Source organism: Collinsella sp. AM28-11LB, from assembly GCF_003469895.1.
Classification (GTDB): Bacteria; Actinomycetota; Coriobacteriia; order Coriobacteriales; family Coriobacteriaceae; genus Collinsella.
On sequence record NZ_QSKJ01000001.1, the window covers coordinates 207,489 to 220,479 of the forward strand.

Genomic DNA, 12,991 nt, shown 5'->3' on the forward strand with positions numbered 1-12,991 from the left:
CAGCTGTAAACCTAGGTGTAAAGTTGAAATTAAAATTCAATGATGGACGTACCCGTGTCGCCCGTAATTGGGACTATGGGCCAACTAGACCGTTACAGCGGTGCGGCGGCCGGGGTCAGTTGTTTGATGTAGGCCCACATGCGCTGCTTAGCGGCCTTGTCGGTGAGTGCCGCCTCAAAGCCGTCGAGCGCGAGCACGCGGCGGCCCTGCACATGGGCGACCAGGCCGGGCTTGAGCATGGCGGTATCGAAGTCATCGATCGCCACGAGCATATCGGCGTAGGTCTCGCGCATGGCATCAGCCGCGTTGTTGTCGAGCAGTAGCACCGCCTCGGGGTCCAAGGCCTCAAGCGCCTCGCGGAACAGCTCGCACGGCAGAGTCTCGCCCACCGCGACCGCTCCGTCACCCGCGCCGGCGACGCTTGCCAGCACGCAAAAATCCTCGGGCGCGTAGCCGATGGCCCCAAGCGCCTTGCGCAACGCCGCGCCATCCGGGCCGGCGGCAAGCTCGCCACCCAAACGTTCGGCCTCGTCCAAATCGCCTTTGACCAGTACGATCGGCGAGCACGCGTTGCCCGCGATACGCACGCCACGGATCGCAAGCGATGTGAGCTCCTGCTCAGCCGCCTGGGCGATGGCTTCTTTTTTCTGGCTTTGTGACGTGGACATGCGCTCTCCAATCGTTTGCGTGCCAACCATTATATAAAAGAGCCACCTGCGAGTGGTTGCTTTGCGGGCGGCTGGGTATAAGCACGGTCGTACTGAGTTTTACGCGGCTGAGCCGCATCACATTATGGAGGTCACCATGGCTGACATTAAGCAGATTACCCCCGAGAATTTCGATTCCGTCGTTAACGACAGCATGCCCGTGCTTGTCGATTTTTGGGCACCGTGGTGCGGTCCCTGCCGCTCACTCTCGCCCATCGTTGACGAGGTTGCCGACGAGCTGGCGGGCAAGCTTGCCGTTGCCAAATGCAACGTCGACGACAACCAGGACCTGGCCATGAAGTATGGCGTCATGAGCATCCCCACGCTGATTGTGTTTAAGAACGGCGAGGAGATTGACCGCTCGGTTGGCGCTCTACCCAAGGCGAGGCTGCAAGCGCTGCTGGAGAAGCACCTGTAATACGCCGGTCATGTGCTGCCGTCCATGAGCGGTTTTGCGCCGCTCACCGGACTTTTGGGTGCACCGCGTGCGACCACGGATAGTATGGTAGCCACAAACAGCCCCCAGTGAACGGGTGCGGGTCGCACAGGCTCGTACCCGTTTTCTTATGCAGCTGCACGCAGAGCGGGCGTAGTAAAATCTGAACCACTGAACTGCCCCATACAAAAGGAGATTTCCCATGCATGATGTTGGAATGAACATGAGCCAGCTTGCCATGAGCGTCAAGCAGGTCGACGACACCATCGAGCTCGCTCATGAGTGGAGCCATCAGTTGCTGCATGCGACCGAGAATTTTGACATGGAGCGCATCGGCACCAAGCTCGAGGCCGCCATGGCCGCGCTGCACGAGGCGCACGACGCACTCGAGGGCTACGAAGAGGCCATCGAGGCCGACCACAACTCCGTCGGCTCCGTGAAGCTGGTGTAAGGTGGCCGAACACGAGCACGGCTGCGGGTACGAGCACGTGCATCCGCACGGGGCGGACGGTGACGCGGGCTGCCACTGTAGTGGCTCCGGCTCCGAGCTGGTCCGCTTTTCGGTTACCGCACCCGACGACCTGCTGCGCCGTTTTGACGAGCAAATCGCACGCCGCGGCGACGTGGCCAACCGCTCCGAGGCGGTGCGCGACCTGATTCGCGCATCGATCGCCAAGGAGCAGATGCGCACGCCCAATGAGCATGTTATCGGGTCGCTCACCATGATCTACGACCATCACACCGGCGATCTGACGCGCCGTCTGGACGAGGTGCAGCACGACTACACCGACGAGATCGTATCGACGATGCACGTGCATCTGGATCACCACAACTGCTTGGAGATTCTGGCACTTAAGGGTCGCGGCGAGCGCGTCTACGAGCTGGCCGACCGTCTGCTGGGCCTGCGCGGCGTTAAGCACGGCGAGCTCACGTGTGCCGCAACCAGGCAGAGCCTGGGGCTGTAGCGCACCTACCAAAAAGGGACAGGTTTGTTTTGGCAGATTTAGAAGTTTTACCTACCAAAATAAACCTGTCCCTTTTTGGTAGGTTTTGATGAGGGAAGGTCGCATGCGGCATGTGCATATTCATGTGACGGGCATTGTGCAGGGCGTTGGCATGCGGCCGTTTGTGTATCGCGAGGCCATGGCGCATGGCATTTGCGGATGGGTGCTCAATGCAGGCGACGGCGTGCATATCGAGGCGCACGCCTTGAGCGAGGCGCTCGACGGTTTTGTCGGCGCGCTTTCTGAGCATGCGCCCGCGGCGGCCCGCGTGGAACATGTCGAGGTTGCAGATCTAGCGCCCGGCGGCTGGGATGCCGCCAACGAGCAGGGCTTTCGCATTGTGGCATCGCAAGATCAAACCGCTCACACCACGCTCATTTCGCCCGATATCGCCACCTGTGACGATTGCCTGCGTGAGCTGTTCGACCCCGCCGATCGGCGCTATCACTATCCTTTTATCAACTGCACCAACTGCGGGCCGCGCTTTACCATCATCCGCTCGCTGCCCTATGACCGAGCGGCCACGTCGATGGATCACTTTCCTATGTGCCCCACCTGCGCCGCAGAGTATGCTGACCCGCTCGACCGGCGCTTTCATGCGCAGCCCGATGCCTGCTTTGAGTGCGGACCGCACATTACGTGGCGTGAGGCGGATCGCGGCGTGGTGCCAGCGGCCGTCGACGCAACGCCGGCTATCGGCTCCACGCGCGAGGCCAGCGATGCGATCATCGACCGCTGCACCGAGCTGCTGGCCGGCGGCGGCATCGTCGCCATCAAGGGCCTGGGCGGATTCCACTTGGCATGCGACGCCGCCAACGAACAAGCGGTGCGCGAACTGCGCCGTCGCAAACGCCGCAGCAACAAACCACTTGCCGTTATGGTGCGCGGTCTTGCCGACGCCGAGTGTCTGTGTCATATCGATAGTGTTGAGCGCGACCTGCTGGCTGGCAGTGTTCGTCCCATTGTGCTGTTGCACCGCCGTGCAGCCGGCAACGACTCCCATGGCTCGCCCGACGCCATCGAGCTCGCGTCATCTGTCGCGCACGACTTGCCCGAGCTTGGCGTTATGCTCCCCTACACCCCGCTTCAGCATTTGCTGCTCGCCGCAACCGCGTCGCGCGGCATGCGCGCACTTGTCATGACCAGCGGAAACCTGAGCGAAGAGCCCATCGAGACCGACGACGATCTTGCCTGGGAACACCTCGTTGCCGCCGGCATCGCCGACGCGTTGCTCGGCAACGACCGCGCGATCCTCTCGCGCTACGACGACTCCGTGGTGCGCGTGGTCGACGGCGCCATTATGCCCGTGCGCCGTGCCCGCGGATACGCTCCGCAGCCGTTACCGCTGCCGGCGCTCGACGGCGCTCCGTCCTGCGTGCTCGCCTGCGGGCCACAACAAAAGGCTACGATTGCGCTTACACGTGAAGGGACGAACGGCGAGGCTACCTGTTTTGTATCGCAGCATATCGGCGATGTCGAAAACGGCAAGACCTTCGATGCCTGGAACGCCGCGCGCACGCGCCTGGAAGATCTCTTTGACTTGGCGCCCGCCGCCTTGGTCTGCGATTTACACCCCAGCTATCTATCGAGCCAGTGGGCGCGCGAGCAGGCACGAAAATGCAATCAGTCGCTCGTCGAGGTGCAGCACCATCATGCGCATATCGCAAGCGTAATGGTCGAGGCTATCGCCGCGGCCCAGCTTACAACCGACGCGCGTGTCCTTGGCATCGCCTTTGACGGCACCGGCGCCGGCACCGATGGGACCATTTGGGGCGGCGAGTTTCTTGTCGCCGACCTTGCTGACTTTGAGCGCGCAGCGCATCTGCGCACTTGGGCCCTACCCGGTGGCGTAGCGTCCGTACGCGACGCTCGACGCAACGCCTTTGCCCTGCTCAGCGAACTTTGCCTACTCGAGCACCCAGGCACCGCTCGGCTTTTGGACAGCCTCGACGAGCAAACGCGCAGCGTGACAGCCACCATGATCGAGCGCGGTATCAACAGCCCGCGTACCAGCAGCATGGGGCGTCTCTTTGATGCCGCGGCAGCGATTCTGGGCATCTGCGACAAGGCAACCTACGAGGGCGAACCCGCCATAGAACTCGAATCCGCCGCCTGGCGCGCGCTTGACGGCGAAATCAGCCGTTTCGCTGGCAATCAGGCGGGCGTATCGGCATCCGTCTCAACGTCGCTGGACAGTTTGTTCAGATACGTATTAACTACTAACCCCCTATCTGGTATTTTTGCCTCAGATTTTGCCAAAAAAGGCTCTCCGGACACCCTATTTGCGACAAGCGCACCCGGCACAGGCCCCAAATCGACCCATTTTGAGTCCTCACAGACGACTTTTGCCACCCAGAGCCGCTCTAAAAAATACGTATCTGAACTAACTGTCCAGGCTGCCTCGGACAGCCCTTTCGTTCTGGACCCCAAGCCACTTTTTGAGGCACTTTTGAGCAGAATCGAGACCGGAGAATCCGCCGACCGGCTCGCGCTCGGGTTCCATATCGCCATCGCGCGCTCTTCGGCACGAATCGCACGCGAAATCTGCGCGCGCGAGGGCATCGATACCGTCGCGCTCTCGGGCGGCGTGTTCATGAACCGACTTTTGCTTCAGCTCCTTACCCACGAACTCAAAGACGTCGGTCTTGCCGTTTTGGTCCCCCACGCTGTACCCGTCAACGACGGCTGCATCGCCTACGGTCAGGCCGCCATCGCTCGCGCTCGCCTCGCGCAGACGGCGTTGCGATAGGCTGTTTTGCCAGCCTGCGCGCCGCCGTCTCACAGGTGTAACGCGTTTGCTCGTGACTCCCGCGAGCGCTACCATCATCTGATGGGTAATTAAGCGCCTATCCAGCGCAAAACGTATAAAAGGGGAACATTATGTGCCTTGCCGTTCCCGGTAAAGTAGTCAAACGCGACGACGACCTCAAGGCCACCGTCGACATGATGGGCATCGAGCGCCCCGTTTCGCTGCGCCTCGTGCCGACGGCACGGGTGGGCGACTATATTCTCGTACACGCCGGCTTTGGCATTCAGATTGTCGATGAGCAGGAAGCCCAAGAGACACTCGAGCTCGTCAATACCATGACCGAGCTGGCCGAAGAGGACCAGCTCGCCACCAACCCGGCCGAGGCATACTAGTGACGGCGGCGCAGCCGGTTCGCTCCGGTATCGACTTTTCGGCATTTCGCGACCCCAAGCTGGCTCGCGAGCTCATCGAGCGCATTCATGAGCTTGTCGGCGACCGCGCCATCAACCTTATGGAAGTCTGCGGCACGCATACCGTGAGCATCGGGCGCTATGGCTTTCGCTCCATTATGCCTGCCGGGCTCAAACTTCTGAGCGGTCCGGGTTGCCCCGTCTGCGTTACCGCCAACCGCAATATCGACCATGCAATCGCGCTCGCCAAGATGGACGGCGCCATCATCACCTCCTTTGGCGACATGATGCGCGTGCCCGGGTCGTCTACCTCGCTCGCCGCGCAAAAGGCGTCGGGGCGCGATATTCGCATTGTGTACTCCCCGCTCGACGCACTCGACATTGCCGAGCAAAATCCCGAACGCCCGGTCATCTTTATGGGTGTCGGCTTTGAGACCACGACGCCCACCATCGCCGCCGCCATTTTGGAGGCAGACGCGCGCGGGCTGCAGAACTTCTCGGTCTACTGCGCCCATAAGACCACGCCGCCGGCGCTGCGCGCCATCGCCAACGATCCCGAGACCACTATCGACGGCTTTATCCTGCCGGGACACGTCGCCACCATCACGGGCCTGGCTCCCTTTGACTTTTTGGTCGACGAGTTTAAGACCCCAGGCGTGGTAACGGGATTTGAGCCGGTCGACATCTTGCAGGGTATTTGCATGCTGGTCCAGATGGTTGTCGAGAGCAGGCCGGCGATCGACAACGCCTACCGCCGCGGTGTCAATGCGAACGGCAACCCCGTGGCGCGCCAACTGGTCGAGCAGGTGTTTGAGCCGTGCGACACCACATGGCGCGGTCTGGGGCCGATTGCCGGCTCGGGCCTCGTCATTCGTCCCGAGTTTTCGCACTTTGACGCCCGTACCCGCTTTGACGTGCCTGTTGAAGCGACAATCGAGCCACGTGGGTGCCGCTGCGGCGACGTGTTGCGCGGAGCCATTACGCCGAGCGACTGCCCTCTGTTCGGCCACGCTTGTACACCCGAGCATCCCGTCGGCCCCTGCATGGTGAGCTCTGAGGGCAGTTGCGCGGCGTACTACCGTTACCGAGTCTAGCCCGAACGCCCTCCGCGCACTGACACCTCCCACGATTGGAGTTTTCGATATGTCCCATAGTGTCACCGATAGCACTGTCCTGCTGGGCCACGGCTCTGGCGGCCAGATGATGAAGCGCATTATCGATGAGGTCTTTCTGAATGCCTTTGGGTCGCCTGAGCTGCTTGCAGGCAACGATGCCGGTGTCGCCGCACTGCCCGCAAGCGGGCGAATCGCCATGTCGACCGACAGCTTTGTGGTAACGCCGCAGTTCTTCCCCGGCGGCAATATCGGCCGACTCGCCGTATGCGGAACCGTCAACGACGTCGCGACCTCGGGCGCTAATGTGCGCTACCTCTCATGCGGCTTTATCCTCGAAGAGGGCTACCCCATGGACAAGCTGCGCCAGATTGTGCAGACCATGGCCGAAACGGCGCGCGAGGCGGGCGTGTCCATAATCACCGGCGACACCAAGGTGGTCGAGCGTGGCGGTGCCGACGGCGTCTACATCAATACCGCCGGCGTGGGCGAAGTGCCCGCGGGCGTGGTGCTCAGCGGTGCAAACTGTCGGCCCGGCGACGCCATCCTGGTATCGGGTACGCTAGGCGACCACGGCATCGCCATCATGAGCCAGCGCGAGGGCTTGGCGTTTTCGAGCAACATCGAAAGCGACGCTGCGCCGCTCAATCATCTGATTGCCGACGTGCTCGCCGCCGCCCCCGACACCCGCTGCTTCCGCGACCCCACGCGCGGCGGCCTGGCATCCACGCTCAACGAGTTTGCCCAGGCCAGCGGCGTCGCCATGGAAATCGACGAGGATACCGTGCCCGTGCGCCCCGACGTGCAGGCGGCATGTGAGATGCTCGGCTACGATGTGCTGCAGGTGGCAAACGAGGGCAAGATGGTCGCCGCGGTGCCGGCCGAGCAAGCCGATGCCGCGCTGGCGGCCATGCGCGCCGCCCGCTACGGAGAGAACGCTGCCATCATCGGCCGCGTGCTGCCGCTTGCCAAGGGCACCCGCCCCGCCGTGCGCGTACGCACCGGCTGGGGCTCGACCCGTATCCTCGACATGCTTGTGGGAGAGCAGCTGCCGAGGATTTGCTAACGACAAAGGCTCAGGGCTATTAAAGATATTCAGATTCCAAACATGCCCGGCACGCATGCCCAGTATCATGGGGTGCGTTTTACAACTCAAGCGGCAGGAGCACCCATGGCAGCAGCTTTTACCCATGTGATCTTTGATCTGGACGGCACCATCCTCAACACGCTCGAGGACCTGGCAGCCGCCGGTAACCATACCTGTGAGATGCACGGCTGGCCCACGTTTGCCGTTGACGAATACCGCTATAAGGTGGGAAACGGCATGCTCAAGCTGGTTGAGCGCTTTATGCCCGCCGAGTATGCGGGCGACGGGCGTATGTTTGAGCAGACGCTTGCCGAGTTTAGGGCCTATTACGGCGAGCACAAGGAGGACCACACCGCGCCCTATGCCGGTACGATCGAAATGCTCGACCGCCTGAGCACCGCGGGCGTCACGCTCGCCGTGCTCACCAACAAGGACCACATCTCGGCGGCTCCGCTTATCGAGAAGTACTTTGGTTCTGAGCGCTTTGCGCTGGTGCAGGGCCGTGTTGATTCGTTTCCGCCCAAGCCCGAAGCACCCGTCACACTGCATGTGATGGAAGAGCTGGGCGCCAATCCGGCGACCACGCTCTATGTGGGCGATTCCAATGTCGATGTTTTAACCGGCCACAACGCCGGTCTTAAGAGTGCGGGCGTCAGCTGGGGCTTCCGCGGCCGCGCAGAGCTGGAAGCCGCCGGCGCCGACTACGTGGTAGATACGCAGGACGAACTCGCCGAGCTAATCTTGGGCGAGTAACGAAGCTGGCGCGCTGCTCGGTCGCGGCGATGCTGCCGCGCGGAAAATGCGTCCCGTTTTGATGCCTCAAACTGGGACGCATTTTCCGGTTGGGCCCCATCGGGGAAACAGCATCCCGTTTTGGAACACTATTCCGGGTCGCACTTTCCGCAACCCGCCCCATTCGGAAACCGCGACCCATTATTCGGCCAAAAACCGGGTCGCATTTTCCCGACCACTCGATGCAACGCCGGCACAAGGAGTGTCCCCAACTGCCGGCAGAAAAGGAACGTCCCCAAGTGCCGACCCAATGACTACCATGGCAACGCCGCAGGTAGAGGACGGACAGCGAGCGACGTCCAGAGCGACAAATCGGCATGAAAAGAGGGCGGCATTGACCTTCTGGTCATGCCGCCGAAGTTGAAAGGCAGATTGCCGCTCTGGCGGGCTTGCAGCGTCGAGCAGTTACGGCGTTTGGTAAAACGCCGTAACAAACTACCGCGTAACTCCCCTAGCTCAGCATTGCATCCATCATCTCGGAGTTGACGGAGTCGTCGGCAGACCACTCGCCGTCGTCGTTGCAGGTGTACTTGAAGATAACCGTGGTCTTCCTGGGCTCGGTGGCCTTGGTCACATCGACCATAACCTGACCGGCCATCTTGTACAGCTCGTCATCGGAGGGAACCGTATCAAGCGCGGCGACCTTCTCCTGATACTGGGTGGAGAAGTCCTCGACGATCTTGTTCATGGACTTGCAGGTGATGGAGACCTCGGCGGTCGCGACACCCTTGTCCTCGTCGACCGTCACGTCGCCGATCTCGTAGTCAAAGCCTTCGAGATAGGTCTTGGCATACTCCTTGGGATCGATACCCAACTGCTCGAACTCGTCGCCCGAAGCCTCCTCCAGACCAGAAAGGAACTCGTCGCCACCGTTCTTGACCTCGTCAAACTGAGTCGTAAGATCCTCGGTGATGAGTTCCTCGATCGAAGGGCCTCCGCAACCAGAAAGTACGACCGCGCATGCAACCAAGACGGCCATGAGGGGCGCAAGCAGCAGCTTCTTTTTCATGTTGTTCCTCCCAATGAGCGGCACCGCGCTTCCCGGACGCGGCGCACGTTGTAATAAGTAAGCCCATACTATCCACTTATAAACACCCTCGACGGCACGAAGGCGCGGTCGGTTCGTTTTAGCGTCCGAACGGTTTGCGAGCCCGCCCAACGTGCAATAAAACGCTTCCCCGCGGTGCAATAAAAAAGGCGGCCGGATAACCCGACCACCCTTGCACACCCTTTGGATGCCGCAGCTTACTTGCGGACGACCTTGACGATGGCATCGCCGGCGGCGACAGCGGAGTCAGCCTCGACGGCGAGCTCGACATCGGCAAACTCGGCGGTGTTGGACACGGCCACCACGACGCAGTCCTTGTAACCGGCAGCGGCGATCTTGGCGCGGTCGATCTTGAGCATGGGCTGGCCAGCCTTCACGACGTCATCGGCCTTGACGAAGCCCTCGAAGCCGTCGCCGTTCATGTTGACGGTATCGACGCCAACGTGCACCAAGACCTCGATGCCATTATCGGACTGCAGACCCACGGCGTGACCCATGGTGACGGTCACCTTGCCGTCGCAGGGGGCATAGACCAGGTCGTCCTCGGGCCACACGGCGCAGCCCTTGCCCAGAACCTCGCCACCAAAGACGGGATCGGGCACGTCGGCCATCTTGATGACCTTGCCCTTGACGGGCGAGCACAGCACGTCGGCGCCGGCAGAAGCAGAGATGGAGGCCGGAGCAGCGGCAGCCGCGGGCTCAGCCTTCTTCTTGAACATGTCAAACAGACCCATAGGTTTTCTCCTCTTGATTAAGCGCAACGTTATGCGCATGCCTATGGTGATTATAGTGCCAAATGGTTCAAATGCTAAGGTGGGGACTCGAATCGCGAGCCCATCCCGAGGCTTTTCCACGGTGGCACTCATCTTGTCGATTAAGCCAGGCCCTCGGTACCGTTGGACTGGATGATCTTCTGGTAGGCGAAGAAGCTGTCCTTGCGGCGGCGCTCGTAAGTGCCGGTGCCGTCATCGTACTTATCGACGTGGATAAAGCCGTAGCGCTTGCGCATCTCGCCGGTGCCGGCAGAGACCAGGTCGATGGGACCCCACCAGGTATAGGCGATCAGGTCGACGCCGTCCTCGATGGCCTCGCCCATGGCCTTGACATGGCTCTGGAGGTAGGCGATACGGTACGGATCGTGGATGGAGCCGTCCTCCTCCACCTCGTCGTAGGCGCCCATGCCGTTCTCGACCACCATCAGCGGAATCTCGTAGCGGGCGTAGATCTCGTTGAGGGCGATACGCAGGCCCGTCGGGTCAATCTGCCAGCCCCAGTCGGTGCTCTCGAGGTAGGGGTTCTTGCCGCCAAGGGTCATGTTGCCCTCGGTCATCTCGTGGTCCTTGTGGGTGCCCACGGTGCCCGACATGTAGTAGCTAAAGGTGTAGAAGTCGACCTTGCCGTCGGCGATGTCCTGCAGGTCGCCGTCGGCGATGTTAAGCTCGATACCGTTCTCGGCCCAGAAGCGCTTGGCGTAGAACGGGTATTTGCCGCGCACCTGCACGTCGGAGCAGTACCAGTTCATGGTGTTCATCTCCTGCTGGGTGGCAAAGACGTCGGCCGGGTCGCACGTGGCGGCATAGGACAGGATAAAGCAGTCCATGTTGCCCATCTTGAGTTTGGGGAAGTGCTCGTGCGCATAGCGGATGGCGCGACCGCTCGCCACAAACTGGTGGTGGAGGGCCTGGAAGCGCTGCTGCGGGGTGGTGTGGGCGCCGGAGGCCGGGCCCTCGTAGCCGCGAATCATGCTGGTCTCAAAGAGGTTGCCCAGGTCCAGGGTGCCACAGTTGATCTCGTTGAAGGTGAGCCAGTAGGTCACCTTGTCGTGATAGCGCTCGAGCACGGTCTGGGCATAGCGTTCAAAGAAGCCGATAAGCTCGCGGCTCTCCCAACCGTTGTACTTCTCGACCAGGGCATAGGGCATCTCGTAGTGGCTGAGCGTAACAAGCGGCTCGATGTTGTGTGCGCGCAGGCAGTCGAAGACGCGGTCGTAGAAGGCGAGGCCGGCCTCGTTGGGCTCGGCATCGTCACCGTTGGGGAAGATGCGGCTCCATGAGATGGACATGCGGAACATGGTAAAGCCCATCTCGGCAAAGAGCGCGATGTCTTCCTCGTAGTGATGGTAGAAGTCGATACCGTCGTGATTGGGGTAGAAGCGGTTGGGGTCGATGTCGAGCGTAATCTGACGTGGCTCCTTGTAGCTGCCGCCCAGGAAGTGGTCATCTACGCTGGGGCCGCGGCCGTCAACGTTCCATGCGCCCTCAAACTGGTTTGCGGCCGTGGCGCCGCCCCAAAAGAATCCCTCGGGAAATCCCATATGTGCCTCCTCGCAGCGGGTTTTATGTGCTGAGCTGAGTATCGCGCGCGCCCGGGCGCCGAAGGCGCGGAGGCGCTGCATTGGACACTTCTTTTCGCCCCGGCGCGTCCGCTGGCTGACACTTTTTGATACCGAGGCCTAGACGAGGCAAAAATCGACCTGACGGCCACCCTCCAGCCCGGGTGGATGAAACGAAACAACCTATTTAGATGTGGCATATCGATAGCTAAAAGCCCGTTCCGTCTTGCTCATCCACGGTATTTTGCCGGTGTGCAGCCGTAGGCGGCGCGGAACTTGCGGTAGAAAAAGCTCATGTTCTCGTAGCCAACGGCGCGCGCCGCCGCCTCGGCCGTGGCACCCGCGCGCAAGAGCTCCACGGCACGCGCGAGCCTGCGCTCCTGGACCAGCTGCCGATAGGTCTTTCCCATATGCTGCTTGAGCAGCGCCGACGCGTAGTTGGGGCTCACATGAAAGCGTGCCGCCATCTCCTCGAGCGAGCAGGCGGCAAACGAACGCTCGATATAGCCGAGCACCCCTGCCACAAGCGAGGCCGCGCGCCCCGACTCATCGCGCCCCGCCGCCGCGCCGCGCACGAGCTCGCGCTCGTAGCAATCCATGAGCTCGGCCAACAGGAGCTGAAACAGGCGCAGAACGATCTCGGCGCTGTTGAGGCCCGGCTCGTAGTGTTCGCAGAGCATCTCCTGCATGTAGCGCCGCACGCGCCGGCTCTCCCCGCAGCGAAAGCGCACGTGCCCGCGATGGTCGGTCTCACTGTTGAGCGCGTTAAACAAAAACCGCGATACTGCACTCTCGCGCGAGAGGCTCGCCTCGAGGCTGCGCTGTAAAAAGGTGCGTGAAACGGTCATACTCAACATGATGTCTTCCTCGCCGAGCGCCGCCACCGCATGCGGGCAGGCGGCGTCGAGCAGCAGCACCTCGTTGCGCTCGAGCACGAGCTTCTCCCCCGCAACCGCCTGCGGACAGCGCCCCCGGTACACATAGCTGATCTCAACGTAGTCATGCACGTGCTCGGGTACCGCGTTAAAGCGCGAGTTTCTCCTGATCATCAGGCCAGCTGGCATTCCGGCCTGAGTATATTCCGTCCCAATCTGCCCGATCTTTCGCACCGACCGTCCGTCGACCTCAACACGCTCGGTCATGATCGACCAGTCAAAGGGAGCCTCGTCCCTATATCGCCTCTCGCTGGCGCTCAGCTCGCTCAGCCGGCGCTCGAGCTCCAAGATCTCCATGGCCCCACCAATCGTTGATTCGGTCATATTCTGCCGTGATTCGGATATTAGCACGCCGCCGCCTGTACGCCAGAATGGAGTC

13 protein-coding genes are annotated in these 12,991 nt (G+C 61.6%); 8 read left to right on the forward strand and 5 right to left on the reverse strand.

Annotated elements, in window-relative coordinates; genetic code table 11:
- Nucleotides 1-92: 92 nt before the first annotated feature.
- Nucleotides 93-668: a hypothetical protein gene (locus DW732_RS00875; RefSeq protein WP_117735376.1), complete on the reverse strand. Its 576-nt coding sequence runs from the start codon at nt 666-668 to the stop codon at nt 93-95.
- Between the two features lie 136 nt (nt 669-804).
- Between DW732_RS00875 and trxA the strand changes: the two genes are divergently transcribed.
- From trxA to DW732_RS00915, 8 genes are all read left to right on the forward strand, one after another.
- Complete coding sequence (gene trxA / locus DW732_RS00880) at nt 805-1,125, forward strand: thioredoxin (RefSeq protein WP_117742919.1); 321 nt, start codon at nt 805-807, stop codon at nt 1,123-1,125.
- Between the two features lie 220 nt (nt 1,126-1,345).
- A complete protein-coding gene (locus tag DW732_RS00885; RefSeq protein ID WP_118098164.1) occupies nt 1,346-1,594 on the forward strand; it encodes a hypothetical protein in 249 nt (82 codons plus the stop codon).
- Between the two features lies 1 nt (nt 1,595).
- On the forward strand, nt 1,596-2,108 hold the full coding sequence (gene nikR / locus DW732_RS00890; RefSeq protein WP_233539312.1) for a nickel-responsive transcriptional regulator NikR: 513 nt from the start codon (nt 1,596-1,598) through the stop codon (nt 2,106-2,108).
- A gap of 103 nt (nt 2,109-2,211) precedes the next feature.
- Nucleotides 2,212-4,896, forward strand: coding sequence for a carbamoyltransferase HypF (gene hypF / locus DW732_RS00895; RefSeq protein ID WP_118098166.1), 2,685 nt, complete (start codon nt 2,212-2,214; stop codon nt 4,894-4,896).
- A 131-nt stretch (nt 4,897-5,027) separates the two neighbouring features.
- Nucleotides 5,028-5,288 (forward strand): HypC/HybG/HupF family hydrogenase formation chaperone, encoded by a 261-nt coding sequence (locus DW732_RS00900; RefSeq protein WP_117637955.1) that lies wholly within the window; start codon nt 5,028-5,030, stop codon nt 5,286-5,288.
- Nucleotides 5,288-6,400, forward strand: a complete 1,113-nt coding sequence (hypD, locus tag DW732_RS00905; protein ID WP_118098168.1) for a hydrogenase formation protein HypD — start codon at nt 5,288-5,290, stop codon at nt 6,398-6,400. Before DW732_RS00900 ends, hypD begins: the two co-directional genes overlap by 1 nt.
- A gap of 49 nt (nt 6,401-6,449) precedes the next feature.
- On the forward strand, nt 6,450-7,484 hold the full coding sequence (hypE, locus tag DW732_RS00910) for a hydrogenase expression/formation protein HypE (RefSeq protein ID WP_118098170.1): 1,035 nt from the start codon (nt 6,450-6,452) through the stop codon (nt 7,482-7,484).
- A 105-nt stretch (nt 7,485-7,589) separates the two neighbouring features.
- Entirely contained in the window at nt 7,590-8,258 is a 669-nt protein-coding gene (locus tag DW732_RS00915; protein WP_118098172.1) for an HAD family hydrolase, read from the forward strand.
- Between the two features lie 490 nt (nt 8,259-8,748).
- Here DW732_RS00915 and DW732_RS00920 read toward each other — a convergent pair whose 3' ends face one another.
- The 4 genes from DW732_RS00920 to DW732_RS09740 form a co-directional block, all read right to left on the reverse strand.
- Entirely contained in the window at nt 8,749-9,306 is a 558-nt protein-coding gene (locus DW732_RS00920; RefSeq protein WP_118098174.1) for a hypothetical protein, read from the reverse strand.
- 236 nt (nt 9,307-9,542) lie between these two features.
- The gene (locus DW732_RS00925; protein ID WP_117735368.1) at nt 9,543-10,079 is read right to left on the reverse strand and encodes a PTS glucose transporter subunit IIA; all 537 of its coding nucleotides are present in this window, start codon (nt 10,077-10,079) and stop codon (nt 9,543-9,545) included.
- Between the two features lie 140 nt (nt 10,080-10,219).
- Nucleotides 10,220-11,659 carry a glycoside hydrolase family 1 protein gene (locus DW732_RS00930; RefSeq protein ID WP_118098176.1) on the reverse strand — a complete coding sequence of 480 codons (1,440 nt, stop codon included), beginning with the start codon at nt 11,657-11,659 and terminating at the stop codon, nt 10,220-10,222.
- Between the two features lie 248 nt (nt 11,660-11,907).
- Nucleotides 11,908-12,936: an AraC family transcriptional regulator gene (locus tag DW732_RS09740; RefSeq protein WP_158567305.1), complete on the reverse strand. Its 1,029-nt coding sequence runs from the start codon at nt 12,934-12,936 to the stop codon at nt 11,908-11,910.
- Nucleotides 12,937-12,991: the final 55 nt, after the last annotated feature.

Bases quoted from the DNA above. Each gene is read 5' to 3' on its own strand.
- hypF (WP_118098166.1), top strand. From the start codon at position 2,212: ATGCGGCATGTGCATATTCATGTGACGGGCATTGTGCAGGGCGTTGGC.
- trxA (WP_117742919.1), top strand. From the start codon at position 805: ATGGCTGACATTAAGCAGATTACCCCCGAGAATTTCGATTCCGTCGTT.
- DW732_RS00925 (WP_117735368.1), bottom strand. From the start codon at position 10,079: ATGGGTCTGTTTGACATGTTCAAGAAGAAGGCTGAGCCCGCGGCTGCC.
- DW732_RS00930 (WP_118098176.1), bottom strand. From the start codon at position 11,659: ATGGGATTTCCCGAGGGATTCTTTTGGGGCGGCGCCACGGCCGCAAAC.
- DW732_RS00875 (WP_117735376.1), bottom strand. From the start codon at position 668: ATGTCCACGTCACAAAGCCAGAAAAAAGAAGCCATCGCCCAGGCGGCT.
- DW732_RS00900 (WP_117637955.1), top strand. From the start codon at position 5,028: ATGTGCCTTGCCGTTCCCGGTAAAGTAGTCAAACGCGACGACGACCTC.
- DW732_RS09740 (WP_158567305.1), bottom strand. From the start codon at position 12,936: ATGACCGAATCAACGATTGGTGGGGCCATGGAGATCTTGGAGCTCGAG.
- hypE (WP_118098170.1), top strand. From the start codon at position 6,450: ATGTCCCATAGTGTCACCGATAGCACTGTCCTGCTGGGCCACGGCTCT.
- DW732_RS00885 (WP_118098164.1), top strand. From the start codon at position 1,346: ATGCATGATGTTGGAATGAACATGAGCCAGCTTGCCATGAGCGTCAAG.
- DW732_RS00920 (WP_118098174.1), bottom strand. From the start codon at position 9,306: ATGAAAAAGAAGCTGCTGCTTGCGCCCCTCATGGCCGTCTTGGTTGCA.
- DW732_RS00915 (WP_118098172.1), top strand. From the start codon at position 7,590: ATGGCAGCAGCTTTTACCCATGTGATCTTTGATCTGGACGGCACCATC.